The organism is Pseudomonas akapageensis, from assembly GCF_011355085.1.
GTDB lineage: Bacteria > Pseudomonadota > Gammaproteobacteria > Pseudomonadales > Pseudomonadaceae > Aquipseudomonas > Aquipseudomonas akapageensis.
The window spans coordinates 1-23,754 of the sequence record NZ_VXCP01000060.1 but is presented as its reverse complement, the minus strand read 5'-3'; the positions used below and the strand labels follow the sequence as shown (position 1 = coordinate 23,754).

Genomic DNA, 23,754 nt, shown 5'->3' with positions numbered 1-23,754 from the left:
CAGATATCGCCGAAGGACTTATGTAGGAAAAATCCTCAGAATAAAGTGGATAGTCCTACACGCTAGATTCACCAAAACCGGCTGGGGCAATGCCCCAGCCGGTTACCGTCAAGGTCGGAGATCGCAAGCCCCGCTAGGCTGGTGCATCGACACGACCTCTTCGACTTGCTTGGAAGTAATGGTCTCGCCGTTGCGTACGAAGCTGTAGGTCACCCGGCCTCGACCGTTTTCACGAGCGCCGCCAGCGATAGGCAAAATGTGCTGGTCATAGGGCTGGATTCGCCAGACGAAACCCGTGGCGGGTGTATTGCCTCCCAACGTAATGGGCTCATCCAACTCGACGCCTACGACAGGATCCTCTCCCGTGAAGCCCTGCACAGCACGCCAGTGCAGGGTGACGGTGTCACCGTCTTGCAGGTGAGCCGACAAGTCCGGAATCCGGACACGGATGGCTGGATCGAGCGGGTCCGGATTGACATCGTCATACAGCGAAACGCATGTCAACCAATTGGGGGAGTTGGGATTACGACCAAGGAAATCCGGGGCATCGGGGCGCAGGGTGACGGCATCGGCGATCACGTCCCGATTGCGCGAATGCCACTTGTTGGGCACCATCGGGCTCGAGATCCGGTAGTGCACGGGCAATCGTGCATTGTTACCCGCCCGTTCGATGTAGGCCCAGGGTATCTCCACTTCAATCAAATCGCCGGCCGCATCGGTTGACTGGACCACATAGTCCGCCTCGACCACATGCTCGGCCCCCCAGTAGAACTCAATCACCTCGCCAGCGTTCACAGGCTCGTAGAGGTCCACTTTCAGGTCCGCAGCCTGATTTTCGTCTGTACGATCCAGGCGGTTTGCCTGCTGGGAGTTCTTGCCGTACACATCCACGAGCGGCAACAGCGGGTTGACCGGGTCAGGCCAATCGGGGTCCGGAACTTCCGGGCCGATCATCTCGAAGTTGACCTTGATCTGGGTGCTTTTGACTTCCGACGGCACGGTACCGCGCAGTACCCGGTAGCTCACCTGGGTAGGACGGTCGCCAGTGGTGTTGCCATATTCACTGCGCAATACCTGATTCGGCACGCTGATCGCAATCTCGCTGCCCGGCGTAGAGCCCACCTCTTCGGCCTGCAGCACGCTCGAGCCCCAGGTCACCTCGACACGGTCGGTGGCTTTCCAGTTGTCGAACAACGGCACCCAGACTTCGACGCCGAGAAAGGCATCCGCTCGATCGATCAGGTAATCGTCGGCCGCAGTGGCGAGCGGCACCACCGGGTCTTGCAGGTTGGCGGGCAATGGGCCCAGGGCCACGCCAATCGAAACGTGCCGTGAGATGTGGCCGGTGTTGCCTGCTTTATCACGCAGCACGTACAGCGCGTAGCAACCTCCGTCGCCCACGCGCTCGATATCTGCTGCCGGTACGTTCAGCGTTTGCGGGGGTGTCGTAACGGGAACGTAGCCAATAGGGGTCAGGTCATCAACGTTGTCCGGCAGGTAGTTGATCCAATACCACGCAACCATATCGCCATCTTGCCGGTCAATATAGCTGGGCAACTGCAGGCTGACCCCTGTGCCCAGGTTGGCATCCGTAATCGGCCCAACCGCTGGAAAAGCCGCGGGAGCCGTTCCACCATTCGGTGGAACCCGGTCGAAAATCAGCTTTTTGCGTTCCGATACGCTGGTTTCGCCATTGAAGGCATTCACTTTGTATCTGAATACATGCGGCCCTTCCCCCAGGATTCTCACCAGTTCCTTTGGAATAGTGAAGGGAAAAGGGAACGCGCTGGGGTCAACGGGGGCAGGAAACTCGTGCTCCAGGATTTCCACGAAATCATCATCGCCAGGCGAATGGCCCTGCGCATGCAGCAAAACGACAGTATCACTGAACGCCGGCGCAAAGTCCCAGGCCGACACTTTCACGACCAGATCTTTGTCGTCATCCAACAGGTATGCGCTTATTACCGTGCCATCCACCGGGTCGGCAATCAGCGCCGGATCCAGGATAAGCGCAGGCAAATCTTCCTTGATCTCATTACGCTTCGATCGCGCCTTGCGGAACTCGCTGCGCACCTGTTCCGACGCGGTCTGTTTCTTTTCAAAAGCCGTCATCGCTCTCACTCCGTTGTCATGAATGCTGACCTGACCTGGCAGGTCGACCCTTACAAGTCTGCGGACTGCCAAACAGCTGCCAACCACGACTTGATCTTTATTGAACAGTAACAATGGCGGCGGCATAACTATCAGAAGTAATAGGTTGACAAGTGCTTCAAGTAAGAAGTGGTAACTTCAACAACGGACGGGAGTTCAGCATTAAATAGTGTTCGGATTGCACTGGGTGACGATGCCTTCGATCGAGACGACCAAGGCGTTGGTGGATGGGGTGCAAGCAGGGTGCGAGCAGCCAGCGTAAGGGGGAGTGGTTTGCGCGTGAAAATCCATGCCCCTATTGGACAGAAACGTCCTCTGGGGGCACGGACTCATGTTGAAGCTTGTTTTAGTGAATCATCTTCTCCGTTTTCCTTCATTAGTTTGATCATTTTCTCCCAAGTAGCTTCCCGACCTAACGCCTTGCGGCTGTCTCAGACGCGCAACTTTAGCGCTATAACCAGCCAACTCTCTAATATCTTCTTTCATCTGTTCTCTATATACATTTGGCAATTTTTTTACATAATCCGAAGACACCTTAGTTATCCCCGCCCCCCCTATATTCTGGGCAGCAAAGGTTTGTCCTTCAACAAATTCGCCGTACTGCCGCTCCGCCTCCTTCCTAGCCACCTTCAGGCCTTGACGCGCACTCACTAGCTCTGTATAGAGCGAAGATTTCTGGTCCACCTTGCTCATTAGGTTGTCATATTCAGAAACACCATTTTTCGCATGTGCACCATAATTTTTGAGCGACATCCCCCCTGCATATAATCGCTCAACATGCTTATCCTTAAGCGGCTGAAACTTCAGCGCTGCGCCAGCATTTTGTTTCGAAAGCACAGCTGGAACTTTCATAGGATTGGCAACTACCCCACTCTTAAGCATATGCCCCGTCGGATCCACAAAATTCACCGGATCCCCCCCACAATAACAATACGCATTAATCCCCCCCCGCCCAAACGGACTCCAACTGTCCGGACTATGGAAGTACATCAACGCCGGGCTATACGCCCGGTACCCCTTTCCCAGCAGGTACACCCCCGTCTGCACTTCGCTGAGTTCGCCATTGAACCCCAGCGCCGTGCCAATCGGCTGTTCGCCGCTGCGGTGGCCATGGGGGCTGTAGGCAATGGCGTTGGCCTGGTCCGGCCCGGTCTCGTGCAACACCGAGCTTTTGTCATCACTGCCCAGCAGCAAGGTGTTGTCGCCCTGCCGCTCGGCCAGCAGGTTGCCGCCGCCGCGCATGAAGGTGCTGCCCTGCCCGCCTCGCAGTTGGCTGGCCAGTTCGTCGCCGCGGTAGAAGCGCTGGTCGCCGCCGCCGTTGGCGATCCGGTCGAGGGGGTCGTAGCCATAACTGCCGGGGTCTTCGCCGGGCAGTGCGCTGACCGTGGTCAGGCGACCGAGGGCGTCGTAGTCCAGCATCCGGTCTTGTTCGTCGCGGATGAGGTTGCCATCGGCGTCGTAGGCCAGGTCAATGCGTGGCGGGTAGGCGGCGTGGCTGTTGGTGACTTCGCTCAGTTGCACCGGGTCCGGGTTGTTGAAGGAATAGCGTGCCATGTTGAAGCCACCGGGGAAGTCGGTGCGCACGCGGGTCAGGTTGTCCAGCGCATCGAATGAAAAAATCTGGCTGGAGATGGCCTGGCCGTAAGGGTCGATCGGCGGTTGGCTGCCGCTGCAGTCGTAGCGCTGCAGGCGTCCACGCGGGTCGTAGTCGTAGGTTTCATCGCGCAGCACGTCGCCGGCTTCGCTGAGGGTGCGCTGCACCAGGGCATCGACTTCGTTGTAGCGTTGCGCCAGCGTCTGGGTCACGCCATCGAGGTCGAAGGTGCGCAGGGTTTCACGGCCGAACTCATCGTGTTGCAAGCCGATGCCCAGGCGTTGCCCGCTGGCGCTGTCCTCGGTGAGGATGCTGGCGGTCTGGCCAAGGTCGTCGTAGGTGAAGGTCGATGCGGTGCTGCCCAGTTGCGTGAATTCGAGCCGGCCGGCACTATCGTAGCGGTAGTGCTGGGTTTGCTCCAGGACATCGGTGTAGCCCAACAGGCGGCCACGCAAACTGTAGCGGTAGTGCATGGTATAGGTCTCGGCACCCTGTTGCCGCTCTTCGCGCTTGAGCTCGCCGGTGCTGAAGTACTCGCGGGTCAGCGCCTGGCCTTGTTCCTCGCAATGCAGCAGTCGCGCGTTCTGCTTGTCGTACTCATAGTCGGCCAGCCCCGTGGGCAGGCGTCGCTGCAAAGGTTCCTCGCCCAGTTGTGGCAGGTACTCGTAGTGGATCGTTTGCTCACTGGGCGTGATGACCGTGGCCGGCTGGGACTGGCCGGGCTCGTAGTGGAAGGTCCGTTCACGCCCGCCGGTGATCGACTTGGTCATGCGGCCCAGACCGTCGAAATGCTGCTCGCCGAGGACCACCTCGTTGACGCTGATGAGCACCGGCAAATCGTCCGCGCTGTGCTCGGCATAGCGGCGGCGCACCACCGCCCGATCCGGCAGGGTGGTTTCGGTCATGCGGTCGAAGAGGTTGTAGCGGTACTGGGTCGTCTCGTCGCGGCCGTCGATTTCCCGGGCGGTGCGGCCCAGGCCATCATGGAAGTACTGGTGCAGGCTCAGGCGTCGGTCGTCGAGATCGAACCGTTCGATGCGGGTCGGTTTTTCGAACAGGTTGAGCCAGGTCACGGTCAAGCCACTGATGGCGGCGGTCGCACCGCTGCCCTGGCGCCAACTGCGCACGATGGGCCCCTGGGACGCCGACGTGCCGATCGGGTCGGTCACCTCGAACTGACGCACCCCATCGGGACCGGTCTCGCAACTCTGCTGGCCCCAGTCGTCATACTCCAGGTGTCGGGGCAGTGGCAGCTGCAACTCATCCAGCCAATCGTATTCGGTTTCCTCCACCAGATTGCCCAGAGCATCGTAGATTGCGGCATAGGTCTGGCGGAAGGCCTGGGGCTGGATCACGCCATCGGCATCCTGGCGTGACTCGCCGATAGCGCGGTTGAGCCCGTCGAAAGCGGTGCGCGTCTGCACGCCCTTGACGTCGGTCATCTCCTGCAAGGCTTGCTGACCGAGCACCGAAGTCAAGGTGTAGGCATAGGTGCGGCTGGCTTCGAACTCGGTGCCCGGCGCCACGGTTTCACGGGTTACCCGCCGCAGGGCATCGTAGCTGTAGCGAATTTCCACATCGTTGTCGTCGCGGTTGAGCAGCGGTTCGCCGTGGTACAGCGAGTGCTGCAGGGTCACGACCTTCTGGGCATGGCGGGTCGTGCCGTCGCCCAGTGGCTGATCGTGATCGAAGCCGGTGAGGGTTTCCACCGTCTGCAAAACGCTTTCATTGCCCTGCAGCACTTTGCTGTAGCTGTAGTCGGTGGTCGTGCTCTTGCCGTTGAGGGTTACCCGCTGACGTTCAGCGCGACCATGCAACAGGGGGTTGTTCGGGGTCTGCAGGTAGTCCCAGACGGTCTGTTGCACCAGTGTTTCGGTAGTGCCCGTTACCTGCAGCAGCGTTTCACGGTCAAGCAGCAGCCCGCCTCGGCCGCTCCCGCCCTGCAGGGGCACCAATAGCCGGTAATCATAGCGCTTGCGCAGCACCGGGGCCTGGCCCTCGCCGTTGGCAGCCGGGTGTACGGTCTGGCTGCGCAGGTGGCGCACGAAATTATCCGGGTCCGGCGGGCTATCGTCATCACCTTCAAGCGGGTGATACTCGTTCACCGTACGCACGCCGTTGGCTTGGGTCTCTTCGAGCAGGTTGCCGTAATCGTCATAGACCGTGGTCGCCACCTCGCTGCGGACCCGGTCCGGGCTGTTGGCCTGCTCCCAGCGTTGCTCCGAGGTCCAGGGCAACTGGAAATACGGCGGTTGCTGATCGAAGGGCACGTCCAGCGCGTGATAGGTGGTGCGCTGGCGCTGAATGCATTCGCCCTGGGAGGTGATCTCTTCGGTCAACAGGTGAAAGCGGTTGAAACTGCACACGACGCTGCGCACCACCCTGCCGTCGACCAGATGGCTGGCGATAGACCCATAACTGTAGTTGCCACTGACCTTGTACAGGTTGTCCAGGCCGTCGTCGCTCCAGCCGATCGAGCTGTTGTTGCCCAGGAAGTTCTCGATGGTATAGGTGTAGCGCACCTCCATGCGCGGCTGGTCGAAGCCGGGCAGGATCTCATGGCGGGTGACCCTGGGCAGCGCCTGGCGCCCACTGTTGCCGGGAAAGGCGTGGCCGTTGTCGTTGTACTCGACCAGCTCACGCCCGCCCACCGGGGTCTGGACTTCCTTGATGCAGGTCAGGCCGCGCACCTGCACGTAATCGAAGCGCCAGCTGGCCCTCTCGGCGGTCGGCAACACGATTTCGCGCACCTGCCGCCCGGTCAGCTTGACCTCATAGCGCGCCAGCGGCGTGCCGCCGGGGCCGGCGAAGGGGTGCAGCTGCAGGATCATGCTGCTGTCGCTGGGGCGGTCGATCTGCAGCAACGTCTGCTCGCTGGCGTCCTTGATCGAGGCCAGGCAGGGTTTGCCCTGGTAGTCGGCGTAGTGCAGGCTGATCCAGTGCCCCGAAGGCGAATGGATTCGGCTCGGCAAGGCCACCCGGTCGGCGCCGCTGCCCAGGGTCTGCAGGATCTCCACCAGCCCGGACTTGTGCACCACACGGTAAGTGTCGTTGCCGTCGTTGTGGAAGTGGAAGCTGTCGAGTTTCTTTTCGCGGATCGACGGCTGCTCGCCGCTGCCGGTGACTTTGAAGGTTTCCCCGGTGTGCAGGGCCAGCATGCTGTCGGGCGGAGTGAATTGAGACAAGTTGAGGTTCCAGCCTCTGCCGAAGCCCGAGTCCAGTATGTTGAGCGGGTTGAAGGCCAGCTGCAGCGGCAGGGCCGGGCCGCACAAATCGTTGCAGTGAAGTTCCGGCAGTTCGATGCGCACGGTGTATTGGCCGGTACGCGGATCGACGCTGTTTTGTAAAAAACTCAGAAAGTTGAAAGCGTTGGAATGTACAACGGTCGAAGTTGTCATCTAAGTTGTTCCCGTTCAAGTTTGACCGACAATTTCAAGGCGTGCGCCCTCGCTCGCTTGATCAAGCGAGGGGGCGCAGGCGGCTTGCGTTACTGAATGCTCAAGTTCAGGCGATTGCGGCTGTCTTCACGGCTCGGATCGTCGAAACTGATTCGCAGGCGATGACGGTTGCCTTCCTCATCGAGCAGAACAAACACCACCGCAGGGTCGAGCCTTTCCCGGAAAAGCTTGTACCTGTCGCCAGCGGCCATGCTGTCGTGCCAGTACGGCATGTCGGCCACTCGGTGCAGGCTGACGATCAACTCACCCGGCGACGGTTGTTTGTTGCCGTCGAAAGAGGTTTTGAACGGCTTGTAATCCGCGTTCAGGACCAGTGCCCGGAAATAAGCGTCGAACGTGAGCCCCGCCGGCTCTTCGACACCAATGCCCTTGGGAAAGAACGCGTAACCGGTGTAGCTGAAGAACGTCTCTTCCAGCTGTTCACTTTCCCATTGAATGCTGGAAGCACTTCCCTCGACCTCCAGCTTCGAAAAAACAACCGGGTATATACCCTGTCGCCGGTAGGACAAGCGCCAATAGTCAATCGAGTCCAGCAAGTAGGAGAAGGGATCATCCGGTGTTTCCTGCCCTTGACCGTTGTACGCCCGGTCGCGCACCAGATCGTAGTGGCGGTTGGGCCCCGGGGTCGTTTCAGGCGTGGGTGGGCGAACACCTCGCACCAGAACGGTCGAGTTTTCACCGTACTCGGTCGAGCGCCAGATGCTGCCATCGTCGGCCTGAAAGGTTACGTAGAACTCGCGTGTCCCTTCAAAGGTGGTATGGATGTACAACTCCCGGTAACGCGTTCCTTCGTTGTTGAACGGCTCGGTTGTGCCAGGCGCCGTGCCGTAGCGGACCGCACCGTTGGAATGCAACGCGAAGCGATTGCGTCGTTGATGGGTCGCCCACTGCAGCGGGCTGCCATGTTCTATGCCTTCCTGCCAGGCGTCGATCAGGGGCAGCTCGGCGTTGGTCTGCAAATCCACCAGCTTGAGCGTCGACATCTCCTTGTCACTCAAGGGGATGCGCAGCTTGATGCCGTGGTAGTCGACCTCCTTGGTCTCGATGGTGATACGCAGCGGTATCTGCTGATTGCCGTTGGCATAGCATTGGGTGCCGTCGAGCGCTTCGATGCGGAATCTGTCGAGTTCGCTCCAGCGTAGAGCCTCTTGTTGGCGAGGGACCAGTTCGACGATGGCGTAGCCTACAATTCGACCATCGCTCAGGTCGGCAAGGATCACATCAACGGCCGAATCCGATGAGCTCGGCGGCGTATACAAACCTTGCGGCGAGATGCTTCCCTCGCCGACGTTATCCCAATACGCGTCACTATTGTCCTCTGGATCTTCCAACCTGAATTGCAGCGTTTCGGACATCGCCAACGACGGCACATGGAAGGGAATAACTTTCAGGTTCTGGCTTCTGCGAAGAATCACCACGGCAGCCTCGCTGGACTCGCCGCTGCTCCGATCCATTACCTGGATACGTTGAATAAAGACCGGTGGCCAACCTGATCCCGGTTCGAATGGGGTGAAGACAGCACGCTCGGGAGCCTGGACGTCCAGCGTACCGTACTGTTCACCGATCAACTGCCAGACCAACGCGCTGCTGTTGCCCAGGCTGGACGCTTTCAACTCCACGGGCTGGTGGCCATTACCCCAGAGGTGTACCCGCGGTGCGATCTGGATGCTCTGGAAAAACTCCACCGCCAGGGCAGAATGGCTGCGCTCGCCATAGGGGGTGGAATAATGGGCCGTCACCACCGTGACCTGTTGATCCTGTCCCATTTCCTGGGGTGGCAATGGCATATACGAGCCATCTGGCCCGATGGTGCCTGCCGAAAGCGGACGGGTGATATTGCTCACGCTCCAGCGGGCCGGGTTGGCCCCTGAGCCATCACCGCGCACCGCCGTGAAGCGCTGCCTCTGTCCCCCCTTGATGTTGGCACGCTCCGGTTGCACCAGCACCGAATCGGATGTCGGCTCGATACGACCGAATATGGCCAGGTCGTGCGGCTCGTGCGGCCCCTCTGCGCTCTCGTGGAATACATACCCATTGGGAAACAACAGGTGCTTGAGCACATCGAGCTGCGCATCGTCGATGAAAGGAATCAGCCGTTTCTGAATGAGCAAGGTCGAGGAATACAGCGGCTGGCCGCCGGCGACATCGTCCGGAATCAAATACGGCAAGGTTCTGTCATCCACCGGCAGCGAACCCGGTTCATCGTTGGCCCGAAGCTGGATGAACAGCGCAAGCATCCCATCACCATAACGGGCCGAGCGCACATCGGTGGCACCTGGCGCCGCTTGCGTGCGCAGGTAAAACTTGCGCGGACTCAAAGGGTTGTAATCATTGAAGTCCAGCACGCCGATCATGAACATGCGCTTGTAGGCCGGATGCGCCTTGATTTGCCGCTCAATGAATTCGCCGATGCTGGCCTGAGCGTGGTCACCCGCCCCCAGGTTGCAGCTGAAGCGAGTACCCTGAGACAAATCCAGCGATACCCGGCCACGACCGTCAATCTCACCCTCGACCACCGCCAGCGACGCCGTCATGCGTAGCTCATATCCCATGTCTTCGCGGATGCTGAAGCTCTCGATCAGCAACGGCGGAGCTACTCGAAGATGTTCGCTGGCACTGTAGCTGCCCGCCAGGATTTTCATCGTCACGGTGACTTCGGAACTGGCGATTACCGACGACTCGAACGACAGCCTCGGCTCCCCCAGCACGAGCGACCGCAGGGTAATCTGTTCGATGCGATCGGAGTCGGTGTAAAAGCTCCCGTCCATCGGCAACAGAAAACTCAAGTCGTTGAAGTTGGACAGAAATTGTTGCTGCAACAACTGGTTGATCCGGGACCGGTCGAACGCCAGAATTGCCCCCCAGCCAAACGTGGCGGGGCCTCGGGCCAACCGTTCGAGCAGCTCGTTTTTCGAATTACCGGCCATGACGGTGCTTCCTTGGTAAGTTCAGTTGACTTGACATGGAGTCGCGCCTCATTCGTTCTGCAAGCGAACGAATTCCTCGATATCCACGAAGGGGATCGGGATGATGATGTATGACCAGAACCAGGCTTTGTCGCTTTCCTCGATGGCGACAACGACCGCATACTTCGACTGCCCGTCAGGCGCTGGCGTGTACAGGCCGTTTTCCAATCTGCCGCCACCCAACAGCAGGTGCCATTGGGCGTCCTCTTCTGCTACTTCGTATGGACCGTTCTTGCCCTCCCCAAAAAACCTCAGTTGAACCCCGTTACCGGCAACCTCGGTTTCGAACCAATGGGTTTCGGGTAATTTAATCACCAGTACATCGGCCACTTGCGACGCACCACCGGCGGCTCTGGCGACCTGTACGCCGTCGACTTCGATGAGCCTCTTTACATCGTCCTCCAGGTTTTTTTTCAGTGCGGGTGCGACTCCCGCTCTCGGAGTCGGGTCGATTTCGTACGGCTCTGAAGCCGGTGCTGTGTACAGCCAGCCCTCCTGCACTTCCGGATCGGGATTCGGGTCAGGCCGCAGCGACCCCTTGGAATCGGGCGTCAAGGTCCAGCGCAGGGCATCTCCGCCCAACGACGCCGCCGACATCTTGTGCCCCCCCGTATCGCCCGCTGAAACCACCATGACCAACGGGTCGATGGCAACATCGCGCAGCACGATGCTGACCAGTGCCGAGCTGCTGGCAGAGCCTTGGGTTGCAGTCACGATGACCCGCTTGTGATTCCCGGTGATGCTGGAGGCAGGCGGTGCGGTGTAAAGCCCATTGCTGATGGTGCCCGCATTGCCTTCCTCATCCGGCAGGTTGGCGACGCTCCAGGTCACGCCGGTCGTCGGCGGCGACACACTGAACTGCTGGGTTTGCGCCGCGCCCATGACGGACTCGACCGGGTCGACGATAAAACGGGTGCGGTCCGGGGCGAGGTTGCCAAGCAGGGTCAGGTCACCGGGAAAATGGATTTCGCGAGGGTCGACGATATTGTGGCTGCGAAACAGCAGGCCATTGAGGCGGAAGGCATCGATGTCCTGGGCAACCTCTGCCACCCGGAACAGTGCAGCGTCCAGTGCTGTGGCCAGCTCGCTCTCGACAAAGTCTGCAACCTCGGCGAAATAGGGTGCGACGGTGCCTTCCTGGGCAAATTCTTCGGGCGTTACCTTGCACTCCCTTACGTCAGCGTTGTCCACCGGCTTGAGGAACAATTTGCCTATATCCGGCCCTGCGGTTTCCATATGGAACGCAAAGCTACGCGACCATTCCCAGCGGTAGCCCACCGGCTTTGTAATGGTTTGCCCACCGCTACGCTGGACGGAGATGCTCTGTGTCTCCTTCCCCGTCCAACGGAGCGTGAGGTAGTTGTTGTTGACGCTGCCTGAGAGTCCAAGTTGCTGGGAGCTAAGCCGCTTGAATGGAAAGTTCAAGCCGTTTGCCAGATTCAACGAAGCAAAATGCTCCGAACTGCCAGACTTGGCCGCACTACGATGCTCGCCTCTGGTGAGCCTGACAGACTCCAGGTGCGCACTTTCCTCCCCGATCAACTCATGACCGACCTCACCGCTACCGTTATGGATTTTGCGGCAGCCCTGAACAATCAGCCTGCCCAAGAGGAAGCGATTGCCCAGCATGATGTTCGCCGATAATGGCGGTGATGCCTCAGGAATCAAGTAATTCAAATCGGCATCTGCTGCCGGAAGCTGACCGTTTACGCCCCCTTTAGTGGTCACGAACAGCAGGACGGCGCCATCGCCTTCGGTATTTGAGCCGCGAATTTTGGCGCCCGGCGCCGCATGGGTTCGTATATGGAATTCCTTGGGCTGGAGAAAATCGTCCGGTTCTATTTGAAGGTTGTTCAACTCGAACACCTTTTTTTCAACCTCCCATTCTTCGAACAACCGTCTGAATTTTTCCCCCCCCTGCTCGTTCTCTTCGTCGGTGTCGGAGAAGGTCAGATAAAATCGCGACCCTTTCGACAAATCCAACGTCACCCGCCCAGCGGAGTCAACCGAACCGGCGTTCTTCAGCAAATCGATGTCCATGCGCAACGACGGCCCGTTCAAGGCATCGGCCATTTTCAAGCGGGACACCTTCCTGACCCGCGCACCGGTTGTCTTGTTGACGGTAATTTGCGAACCGCCCACGATGCGCATGGTCAAGGATGCCGTAGAATGGGTGATGGTTGCGTTTTCAAATGAAATCCGTGGTTTGTCCAGGATATAATCGTAGATAAATTCCCAGCGTGTGCCGACTGAAATTTCGACCAGAAATGTCAAGGGCTCGAAATAACTTTGCCCGGTAAAGCGCTCTATGTACTCCTGAAACAACAGCATATTGGTCTTGCTTCGATCATAGGCAACGATGGCATCCCAATTGATGGTCCTAGGCCGTTCCTGCATCCAACGAACAAATTCTGTAACTGATTGCTTTTGCATGACTCCACCCTCTTTTCTCAATCTCAGACAATAGCTCGTCATCGCTTCGCACTTGAGTGTGAAGCCGACAACCATGATTACCCACACCTGAAAACAACCAAGACTTGTAAACCTCAAGCCACCAGCGTCAAATATAGAGTTCCAAACTGAACAATGGATTCACCCCCATCGAAACTGACGGTCACAGCGACACTGAATTGATTATTCAACTTCAACTGCCGCAGAAAATCTCTTGGCAAACTTGCCTCTACTCGATTGCCAGAAAACTCCTCCTCTGTAACAGCAACTTTGTTTCGTATTGTCCAGTGGACCGGTTGATTCGACGGATTGATGCCAGTCGCCGAAATGGTTACTTGCTGACCAACAGCCATGAAGGACCACTTGTTCAACTCCAGGTCTGCGCCACTTGGCACACTCGCCAGTGACAAGGTTGAATTGCCCTGTGCCTGTTTGCATTGAATCGTCGGGTAACTGGATTGCGCCAACGGAGTGATACGCAGATTGAAGGGCTCCGAATCCAGGTGCTGTCCACCGGCCATATTCAGGCGGTAAACCACCTCGAAGCGCTTTGCCTCGGCCTCGGCGTTCTGCTCCATGTTCGCCGCGATGGCGCTGGAGGGGATCTGGAATCGCTTCGGGGTTTGACCCGAGTGAGGGCGCTCGGCGACATGGCGCCCGCCATTCTCATGGCCTCTCCAATGCACCTCAAGGCTCTCGCCCACGCCGACCACGACCGACTCGGGTACATTGACGAATGCGCCATTGTGCGTTGCCGTGCTCGCGGCCAGCCGCCCCTTGTGCTCGCCGCTCCCCCCCTCGGCCACCGCTTGCTCGATCTGCGGCGGCGACAGTTCGCGCGGCATCTGCACCGCCAAAGGCAGCGCTTGCGACGTGAGCGCCCCCCCTTCCCGCGCATACTGATAGAACACCGAAACCTGCGCCCCGATATTGACGTCCAACCATTGGGGCTCGATGCGCAGCACCAGTGATTCACTCTGCACACTGGTCAAATCCAGGCGCAAGGCCTGCACGACACTGCCCGCTTCGTTCGGACCGCGCCAGTACAGCAACAGCCAGTCATCGACCTGCAGCCCCGGATAGGGGTCGATGCGCACGGTCAAGCCATTGGGAAACAGGTTGGGATCCAGCGGCCCGCCGGTGTAGTCGTCGATGCGCAGTTCCGGCAACAGCGTTGCCTGCAGCGGCTCGATCCGGAAGGTCTGAGTGGGTGATGTCGTACGCTGCGACGATTCGCTGTACTCGATGACATAATGGATATCGGCGTGGCCGCCTTCAATGAAGTCAAACTCGACCCTGGGGATCCGCCATACCATTGGCGCGCCGACATCCTCAGGCTGCAGGGTCTTGAGCTGGCTCCACTCGGGTTCGGGATAGCCCTCATAAAACCCCTGAAAAATCAGCCTGACCTTGTCCCCTGCCTGCATCGCCTGGTAAGGCGGCACGACCGCTGTCGCCCCGGCCGAACCGATATCGTCCACGCCCAAATGCAAGTCGTGGGATTCCCTGAGCTGCACCACCGGCAATTGCGTGGTTCGCAGCGGGCGAAGGCCCACGTAACAGAATTGCCGAACCGACTCCGGCCCGCGATCATCCGGATCCTGCGGCAAGGACACCGCGTAGGAATAAAAGGCCCAGCCCTGGTTGAGCGCTTGCAGCAAAGCATTGGGAATAGCGACGGGCATCCCCAGCGCTTCGGTGTAACCTTCTTCCTCGGAGACATCCACCCGGGCGTCCGCCAGGTCATGGGCCTGGCCCACTGCACTGCAGCCTCGCCAGTTGGGCCAGATGACATCGCCCAGGGCGATCCCCGGGTACTTGATATAGGTCACCAGGTTGTCGCTTCCCAGAGCGTCGACATCAATTTCATTATTGGCCGTCAAGTCCGGGATGTTGGGTATCGACGGCGCTTCCTTGAGGTCTTCGAGTGGCCGGGCGGCATTTGACTTCATATTGCAAACTCCCTATAGCGTGGTTATTTTTTACTCCTGCGCCACTCGGCTGCCTACTAGCAGAACTGATAGGTTTTGCCCCGGACACGTAATAAAAACACTATCGACAAGCGCACTGTCAGCCATTATGTAAACTTACGAAACGATCAATACTTATCAACGGCAGCGGCACCACGATGAATGCCCAATACCAGCGCTGGTCGTCATCTTCAATTGCCCGGATCACGGCAAATCTGCAACGCCCATTGACGGCAGGCGTATAAACACCCTGGGGTGAAAGCGCGCCGTCACCTGACAGTAATGTCCATTGTGTATCGGCGTCGGCGACACGAACTTCGACCCCTTGCTTGTCCACGTAATAGAATTTCAACTGGAGCCCATTGCCCGCCGGTGTTTTTTCCACTCGAAAAAAATGCGTCTGGGGGATATGAACAACCACAACCGATGATGTTTCAGTGTTGATCAGACCCCGAACCTTGATGGTATCCAGTGTGACGAGTCGGTCTGTGCTGCTTCTGACGGCCGCCGGTTCAAGCGTTTTTGCCGACGCGTCAAAAATTACCGCAGGACGCGGTGAAGCCGGGGGTGTATACAGCGTTTGCCCGGCGGGCGCGCTTTGCAACCCCCCGGTCGAGCCCGGTTCAAGGCTCCATTGCATAGTTGTCTGATGCCCGTTACCCGCACGAATGGAATGAGGCGGACCACCGGCACTGGTAACCTGAACATAAGGGTCGACGAAGATCGACTGCTGCATGATGGTCACCAGGACCGAGCCCCGATAACCCGCATTCGGCCCCGTTTCCCGGGCCGTGACGATCACCCGCTTGAAATCACCGCTAAAGCCAGTGGGCGCGGTGTAGCTGCCATCGTCGCCTATCCGTCCGGCACTGCCCGACTCCCCCCCCAGGTTGCGCACGCTCCACTCCACGGGCCCGGACGTCGGGGACGTAAACTTCCAGCGGTCGCCAGGCCCCAGCGTGACTTCGTTGGGGCTCACGCGGTCATTGAGCCTGCCTTGGTCCCACGCACGGCCAAACAGCACCGTTGCGACGTCCGACCAACCGTCTTGATACAGGGCTTCGGGGGGCAACAACAATTCATGCAAACGAAACACGGCATACGCATCCATTGTGCCCTCGGCTGCCCTGCTGTTGCGACTGTCAGCAACATCCGGCAGCGTTGGCAGAATCGTGAGCGGCACGAGGTCTGGCGCCTCGGCGATCAGATATTTCTGACTGCCGTCACTGGCGGGCAGCCTACCGTTATCGTTGCCCGCGAACTTTATAAACAACAACAGTTCATGGGCGGATTCAGGGGGGTTATGCAACGAGTGGTGCCCCCGGACAAGGAACTGCAATGGCCGCAACCAATAGTTCCCCGGGCTCAACTGAATGCGATTGAGTTCGAACATTTTCCTGGCCGCTGGCCACGCCTCCATCGCACGCCGGTATTTTCCCGCGCCAAGCTCGTCCAATTCCTGACTGCCGTCTTTCTGCAGGAAAAAACGGCTACCATCGGCCCAGCTCAGCCGCACCCGCCCTTCTGAATCCAAGGTTCCAGGGTTCAACTGCAAATTGACGTGCATGACCAGGGAGATATCGGCCAGGCCATTGCACGGCCCGACCCGCTCCACAGCGCGGACCCGCTGCCCGACATTCTTGATCACGGACAACTGCGTGCCCCCTACCATCCGCAGGGTAAAGGATGCCGTACTTTGAATGATCGAGTTGTCACCAAAAAACAGACGGGGGTGGTCCAGAAGGCAGTTTTCGATGTATTCCCAGTGCCGATTGGCTGTTACGACCTCTTCAATGGGGAAAGCTTCCAAATAGCGATCACTTGTAAACCCCTGAATATAACCGTCTGCCAACAGTGCATTAAGCACATCGCGATGGTAAGCAACTATTGCATCCCAACCAAGGGTTCTGGGCGCCGACCGTGCCCAGTCCATTATTGTATTGAGCGTTTCGCGAGGCATATCTCCACCACATACTCAAGTCCGAAAATCCTACTCTGCAAAGCGCTTTACCTGCCAGTGACAGGGATGTTTTTTACCAGTGATATCCGCCAATGAATACTGACAGAAGTGATAGGTTGCGCGCCTTTCGAACGCGACTACAATCGCCGACTTTTATTCCCGCAGCGCGCCTGCAACCTATCAATTGTGCTAGGTAGGCAACCTCGATTTTTGCTTCTACCATCCGATCCAACCCATTTTATTGGTTAATAAGCCTACGCAATTACCACTTAAGCCCAAGGAGCAACAATGAATACTTACCTATTCAAGCCACTCGTCAAAGGCCAGTACTTTACAGCCGTATTGTTGTCGGCTTTCACAATGCTCAGCGCTTGTTCTGGAGATGACTCTGCACCGTCCCCGTCACCCGCAAGCAAACCCAGGGCTGCAGCCGGGGTGATACATGACAGCAGTTGGTCATCGGAAAAAAAGGAAAGCGCATCCCATGATGGAGATAAAGGCGATGGCCCTTCCTGTGTGATGGCAACAAAGTGATGGTTGGGCGAAGAATCAGAGAAGGCAATAATGGTGTCGCCGATGAACACGGGATGACCAGCCACCTCTGCGCCACCCTGGAGCAAAATGGAGTTCGTCCGTTAATTCTGGTCGAACGCTCTACGCTGGGCCCAGTCAAGGAAAGTACCAGCGGGGAACAAAAATGCAGGAATAACAGTGTAATGACTGGCCGTTCACATGAAGGTGATGAGAATGGCGATACCGAATATACCTGCGCCAAAGTCAAGGATAAATGGGGTGATTACCTGCAAGTCATTGAAGTCGCATGGGGATATAACGCGGCAGAAGGCGGTTCGGACAAAAAAGGTCACGAATACGTCTGCCCCGACAATCAAGTCATGATCGGTCGATACCATGAAGGTGATGAACACGGAGAAACCCGGTACTTGTGCGGAACATTGTGGTAAGCCGCATTTATATTCGCCCATTACTTAGCACAACATAAACCTTCGGCGCTGATCACCATGAAAAACATGAAGAACTTTATTTACTTACTCTCCGGACTCGCCTGTCTGACACTGCCAGGTTTGGCGATGTCCGATACAGCGCCGAAATCCGCCAGCATCATTATCCGCGACCAGAATCAGGCTCAATGTTCGCTCACACCGCCTGCAATGGGCAGTGGTATTACGCGGCAATTTGAAATGACTTCTGCCGGCAATAACTGTCACAACATTAAACCTCGTTCTATAGAATTCGACCTGCTGCCTTCAGCCACCACCATTCTTCTGACCGATGACGACTGGTGTCAAACCACCACTACTAAAGATCAAACGGTGCCGCGCAATGAAGAAGAAACACCTGTCGAGCCGCACACCAGCAACTTCTGGATGGAATTGAAGACCACCAGAAAACTGTCCAGCTCTGGCATCATTGAAGTTGTAAACTTGTTCTCCTACAACGAAGAACAAATAGTGAAAGAAGGCTTTCAGCTCCTGAGGAAGTACCATAAGCCGGGCTCGGAAATCCGCGATGCACTCTCGTGCATCAGGGTGACCGCCGGCCGCAGCGTAGGCATGCCACCCCCTCCCCCCTATGCAACGACCGGATCGCACACCTGGTCCGACCCGATCAAGGAGGCCAACTCGAATTACAGCTGCCCTGTCAACCAGATCCTGACCGGACGCAGGCATTACGGTGACGAAAACAAGAATACCGGCTACCGCTGCGGCGTTGCCACGCGAGAAGGCCCATTGACCTTGAAGGATCGCACATGGTCCGTTGAGATCAAGGAGTCCGGGGATGGCGAGAAACCTAACCGAGGTATCTATTTCAGTTGCCCCGGCAACCAAGTCATGACCGGCCGCCAGCATGCGGGCGACGAGAACGGCATGACCAAGTATGAATGCGCGACGGTTGTCGACTCATTGCAACGTGAACTTGCCGCCACTCCAGGTAATTGGTCGTCTGAGGTCATAGAAAAGAATCACACCTTCAACTGCCCGGACAACAGCGTGATGATCGGTCGCTGGCACGAAGACGACGAAAACGGTCCGACCCGGTACCGCTGCGGCACACTCCGCTAACCCCCTCCGACAATATGGCCCGGCTGGCAACTGCCGGGCGCGCTGCCACTCCCGAACCGTCTTATCGAGGATTCACGACCATGACCACTTCCTCAACGGCGCATTCCAACGCCTTCAACTTTCTGAGTTTCGTGCAAAACAGCGTCGACCCGCGTACCGGCCAATACACCGCAACCATCGACCTGCCGGAACTCAAGAGTAACGACCTGTGCGGCCCGGTCCTGCCTCTGCAGCTGGCCTTCAACCCGCTCAACATACTGGACTCGGGCTTCGGCAGAGGCTGGAACCTCAACCTGTCCCAGTACACCCCGCCCAACAGCATGCTGGCCCTGAGCACCGGGGAGACCTTCAAGGTCACCGGCAGCGGCCCGCAGCCGTCGATTCGCGAGAAGAAGCTCGACAGCTTCCACTTCTACAACGACGGCAACGACACCTACCGCGTGGTGCACAAGTCCGGGTTGGTGGAGATCCTGCAAACCCTGGGCAGCGGCGCCGACCGGGTGGCCCTGCCAAGCCGGGTCTGCTCGCCATCGGGACACTGGATCAGCCTGCACTACACCAGCTTCCGGGGCCAACCCTGCCTGGCCTCGATCAAGGACGCCAGCGAACAGACGCTGTTGCAGATCGACCGCTCCAGTGACAGCAGCATGGTCCTGCAGTTGCACCCCTTCGCCGGCCCCGGCGGCACGCCGCTGGCGCGCTTCGAGGTCAAGCTGACCGATCGGCACGTGCGCGAGATCGTGTTGCCGACCGCCGAGCGGGCCAGCTGGCGCTTCGATTACGTGCAGGTGCGCGGCATGACCTGCATCAAGGAGGTCCAGACCCCGGTGGGCGGGCGCGAGCTGGTCGAGTACAACGATGGCGGCCACGCCTACCCCGGCAACAGTGGCCGCCAGCCGCTGCCCAGGGTCACCCGCCATGAAATCCTGCCCGGCTTCGACCAGCCGCGCATGGAGGCACGCTACACCTATACCAACGAGAACTTCCTGGGCAACAACAGCGCCATCAGCTGGAGCGATGACGGCCTGGACAACCTGTACAAGGTCAGCGGCAGCTACAGCTATGGCTCCATCACCGAGCACCTGCTCGATGGCAGGGTGGTGCGCAGCGTCGTGCGCCATTTCAACCGCTTCCACCTGTTGACCGAAGAAACCACCGCCCAGGACGGTTGCATCCAGAAGGTGCTCAATACCTATCACGCCCTGGACGTGCCCTTCGATCAGCAGCCGCCCTATTTCCAGTTGCCCAAGACCGTGGAAAAGCGCTGGGCACTGGCTAACGATGCGACCAGGACGCGCAGCGAGATCCTGACCACCCTCTACGACGATCACGGCAACCTGCTCGAAGAGCTCACGCCCGACGGCATCCGCATCGTTCGCGAGTATTACCCAGTCGACGATAGCGAAGGCTGCCCGGCCGACCCCGAAGGCTTCGTGCGTAATCTGCGCAGCCAGACCGTGTACCCCGCCACCGGTGGCGAAGGCCAGGCACCCGTGCTGCGCACGCGTTATGGCTACCGGCAACTGCCGCCGGTGCAAGGCGGGATCGGCAACGGTTGGCTATTGATCGATAGCGAAACCCTGGTGCATATCGAAGGCGACAACCAGAACCTGCTGCGGCAGACCGAGCGGCGCTATCTGGACATGCCCGACAGGCTCTTCCTGCATGGCCGCGCGGACTTCCAGACCGAAACCCTCAATGGCAAGACCTCACGCACGGAGTTTCGCTACAGCAAGGTCGATGGCGAACTGGGCCGCGAAACCCTGCAGCAAACCGTCGAAACCTACATCGGCTTCGACCGCACGCAAAAGACCACCACCACCGCGCACTCGCTGTTCACCGGTGACCTGATGCGCGACGAAAACATCCACGGCGTGCGGACCCATTATCGCTACGATGCCCTGAGACGTCTCGTGACTGAAACCGTGGCACCCGACACCGAGTACGTAGCGACGCGTCAGTATCAATACAGCCTCACCTCCACCGATGGGCAACAAGCCACACAAGCGGTGACGGATGTCAAAGGGGTCACCACCTTCACCTTCTTCGACGGATACAACCGTACCCTTCGCCAAGAACGCGAAACCCTCGATGCCACCGGCCAGCAACGCGTGCGGCACCAGACCTATGCCGCCCAATTCGATGGCCTGGGCCGTAAAACCCGCGAAACCGTTTTCGACCAGCTGGACGAACGCAGCCTGGCCCTGACCAGCCACTTCGAATACGACGCCTGGGGGCAACTGTACAAACAGACCGGCCCGGACGGCGTCGCCCAGTTCAGCGAGATGTCGCCCTTCGGCCCCCATGGCAACACCGTCAGCACCTGGCAGGAGAATGCCGAAAAACCTGGCGTGCGCACCCACCGGCAGGTGACCCAGTACAACCTGTTCGACAAGCCCGTCTCGGTGCAGCGCCTGGATGCCGACGGTACACCGGCAGGTTTGCGGGAATACTTCTACACCGGCCTGGGCAGCTGCACCCGCGAAGTGGAAACCCTGCGCAGCCCCGACGGCCAACCCACGCAGAACCTGCAACGCACCACCCGCTATGAATACGACGCCTGGGGTCGCATGCAGCGCACGGTATTGCCCAACGACAGCGCGATCGCCCGCACCTTTGCCGAACACAGCCGCAACGAACTGCCCACCCGGCTCGAAGTGTCGCCCGTCAACGGCTCGGCACCGCTGCCCGTGTGCGAGCGTGGGTTCGACGGCCTCGATCGCCTGACCCGCCTCAGCGTCGGCCCGCGAATGGAGCAATACCGTTACGACGGCGAACAGGTGCTGGTCAGCCAGCGCATCACCGCCAGCAACCGCACCATCAAATACAATTACCGCCTGGCCCTGACCACACAGCCCGCCACCATCGAAGCGCCGGACGGGTCGGCCAGCTACGGCTACGACCGCTTCAGCGCCGACATCACCGGCACGCAAAATGCCAATGGCGAGCGGATTTACCAGTACACCGACCAGGGCCACCTGAAGTCCGAACAGTGGATCGACAAGGATGGCCAGCGCCAGCAGAGCGACTACCGGACCTCGCTGCAGGGGCGCCAGCTGAGCCGCAGCGACAGCGGCGGCGCCCCGACCCAGTACGATTACGATGAGTTCGGCCGGCTGCGGCAGGTCAGCCAGGGCAATCTCAAGGCCGAGTTCGTCTACAACGGCGACAGTCTGCTGGCCCAGAGCACCAGCACCGACCTGGCCAGCGGCCGCGCTCTGGTGACTGACCTTGAATACGACGAGCACGGTCGCGAAGTGCTGCGCACCTTGCGCCTGGACGCCGGCACCGTGCAAACCCTGACCCAGGTCTGGCGCGACGACGATCAGTTGCACAGCCGCGAGCTGCAGCAGGATGGCCGCTCCAGGCTCCTGGAAACCTTCGACTACGATGCGCTCAACCGCCTGACGCGTCATGCCTGCGAAGGCGACACCTTGCCGACCAACGCCCAGGGCACGCCGATCACGCAACAGCTGTTCCGGTTCGATGACTTGAACAACATCACCCAATGCGTGACGACGTTCGACGATGGCACTCGGGATACGGCACGCTTCGTCTATGCCGAAGATGGCAGCTTCCAGCTCAGGAGCGTCACCCATACCCACCCCGATTATCCGGCGCAACAGGCCTTCGAGTACGACGCCGACGGCCACATGCTAAACGACGAGCAGGGCCGCCGCCTGCGCTACGACAGCCTCGGCCGCCTGCTGGAAGTGCGCAGCGCCAATGACGATGCATCGCTCGCCAGTTACCGCTACGATGGCCACGACCATCTGGTCGGCGTGCGCCACGGCAGTGCCAGCGAAAGCCTGCGCGCTTATCAGGGCTACAGCCTGAGCAGCACCCTGGAAGACGGCGTGCTTACCCAATACCTGTACGACGGCGACCGCCCGCTGGGCCAGCAGCAGCCCGGCAGCCCCGCCCAGACCCGCCTGCTGCTGACCGATGCGGCCAACAGCGTGATCGGCGAGAGCGACGCAGGCGGCGTACAGACAGCGAACTACAGCGCCTACGGCGAACGCGCCGGCGACAACGGACTGGACAGCCTGCTGGCGTTCAACGGCGAAGCCCGCGACAAGGCCTTTGGCTGGTACCTGCTGGGTCGTGGGTACCGGGCCTACAACCCGAGCCTGATGCGTTTTCACAGCCCGGACTCGCTCAGCCCCGAGGAATCGGGGATCAACCCTTACCTGTATTGCCTGGGCAACCCGATCACATGGCGCGACCCGACCGGGCATCGTGCTGATTCTGTGGCACCTCGGCGGGATCCGAATCCGCCGTATATCGATCCGCCCGAGAAGCAGAAGCCAGATAAAAGCCTCCTGGGCGGCTGGCTAGGCACTATTGTCGGTGCGGTAATTCTGGTGGTATCGATAGCGGCCTCCATCTACTTTACAGGAGGAGTCACTTTGCCACTTGTCGTGGGCGCGGGAATTCAGATTTTGGGTCTTGGTCTGCAAGCTGCCTCGAATTTAGTGCAAGATCCAAAGGTCGCGGAGGGACTCATGTATGGAGGTTATGCGGCCACCGTCCTCGGCGGGATAGTTGTAGGGTTTGGGGCGACCCGGTCGAAATCGCCGGCTGGTGGTGCTGGTGTAACGCGGAAGAGCGTAGGTACACAGACTGATGCTGTGCCAACTGGTGCAACACCAAACTTATCGCGTGCCGGCAGCTCTACTTCGCAGGCAGCAAGACGGCCATCTGCAAGCGATACTGGCATTGACGTCGTTGACACACGCGGCTCTGTAACTCCAAGTATTCCGTCTGTCGACTATGATAGTAGCCCTGATGTCCTTCCAGTTCAGACTCAGGCACATTCACCGGCCCCACCATCCGTACCCACTAACAGCTCCGGAGACACAGTCAGGCTCAGACACGTTGATGTGCGACCCAAAGATTTCCCGCGTGCTGTTGGAACCGTTGGCATAGTGACTAACGCCGTTAATGCGTTCAGGGTAAAAGGCCTTGGGAAAATTCTGAATAGAACTTAGCAACTAATCAAAAATCCCGCAGATCCCGTTCTGCGGGATTTTTGATTGCTGCACTTCGCTCCCAGCTACATAAATTACTTTACATACCGCCTAATCCCCCCCATCTGACAGACCAATCCTACATACCCACCC

General features: G+C 58.9%; 10 protein-coding genes. 3 read left to right on the top strand and 7 right to left on the bottom strand.

All coding sequences use genetic code 11. The annotated features are described in order from the left end of the window. Nucleotides 1–108 precede the first annotated feature (108 nt). The 7 genes from F2S13_RS28035 to F2S13_RS28005 form a co-directional block, all read right to left on the bottom strand. Entirely contained in the window at nucleotides 109–2,112 is a 2,004-nt protein-coding gene (locus F2S13_RS28035) for a hypothetical protein (protein WP_166367092.1), read from the bottom strand. A gap of 393 nt (nucleotides 2,113–2,505) precedes the next feature. Next, the gene (locus F2S13_RS28030; RefSeq protein ID WP_166367090.1) at nucleotides 2,506–7,143 is read right to left on the bottom strand and encodes an RHS repeat domain-containing protein; all 4,638 of its coding nucleotides are present in this window, start codon (nucleotides 7,141–7,143) and stop codon (nucleotides 2,506–2,508) included. A gap of 89 nt (nucleotides 7,144–7,232) precedes the next feature. Then, nucleotides 7,233–10,130 (bottom strand): hypothetical protein, encoded by a 2,898-nt coding sequence (locus tag F2S13_RS28025; RefSeq protein WP_166367088.1) that lies wholly within the window; start codon nucleotides 10,128–10,130, stop codon nucleotides 7,233–7,235. A 48-nt stretch (nucleotides 10,131–10,178) separates the two neighbouring features. Then, nucleotides 10,179–12,602 (bottom strand): hypothetical protein, encoded by a 2,424-nt coding sequence (locus F2S13_RS28020; protein ID WP_166367086.1) that lies wholly within the window; start codon nucleotides 12,600–12,602, stop codon nucleotides 10,179–10,181. A gap of 113 nt (nucleotides 12,603–12,715) precedes the next feature. After that, nucleotides 12,716–14,572 (bottom strand): hypothetical protein, encoded by a 1,857-nt coding sequence (locus F2S13_RS28015; RefSeq protein ID WP_166367084.1) that lies wholly within the window; start codon nucleotides 14,570–14,572, stop codon nucleotides 12,716–12,718. 118 nt (nucleotides 14,573–14,690) lie between these two features. Continuing rightward, nucleotides 14,691–16,550, bottom strand: a complete 1,860-nt coding sequence (locus tag F2S13_RS28010) for a hypothetical protein (RefSeq protein ID WP_166367082.1) — start codon at nucleotides 16,548–16,550, stop codon at nucleotides 14,691–14,693. 296 nt (nucleotides 16,551–16,846) lie between these two features. Continuing rightward, entirely contained in the window at nucleotides 16,847–17,134 is a 288-nt protein-coding gene (locus F2S13_RS28005) for a hypothetical protein (RefSeq protein WP_166367080.1), read from the bottom strand. 3 nt (nucleotides 17,135–17,137) lie between these two features. Between F2S13_RS28005 and F2S13_RS28000 the strand changes: the two genes are divergently transcribed. The 3 genes from F2S13_RS28000 to F2S13_RS27990 all read left to right on the top strand — a co-directional run bounded on the left by F2S13_RS28000 (nucleotide 17,138) and on the right by F2S13_RS27990 (nucleotide 23,622). Further along, nucleotides 17,138–17,512, top strand: a complete 375-nt coding sequence (locus F2S13_RS28000) for a hypothetical protein (RefSeq protein WP_166367078.1) — start codon at nucleotides 17,138–17,140, stop codon at nucleotides 17,510–17,512. Nucleotides 17,513–17,569: 57 nt separating this feature from the next. Then, complete coding sequence (locus tag F2S13_RS27995) at nucleotides 17,570–18,631, top strand: hypothetical protein (RefSeq protein WP_166367076.1); 1,062 nt, start codon at nucleotides 17,570–17,572, stop codon at nucleotides 18,629–18,631. Between the two features lie 80 nt (nucleotides 18,632–18,711). After that, on the top strand, nucleotides 18,712–23,622 hold the full coding sequence (locus tag F2S13_RS27990; protein ID WP_166367074.1) for an RHS repeat domain-containing protein: 4,911 nt from the start codon (nucleotides 18,712–18,714) through the stop codon (nucleotides 23,620–23,622). The last annotated feature ends 132 nt before the right edge of the window (nucleotides 23,623–23,754 follow it).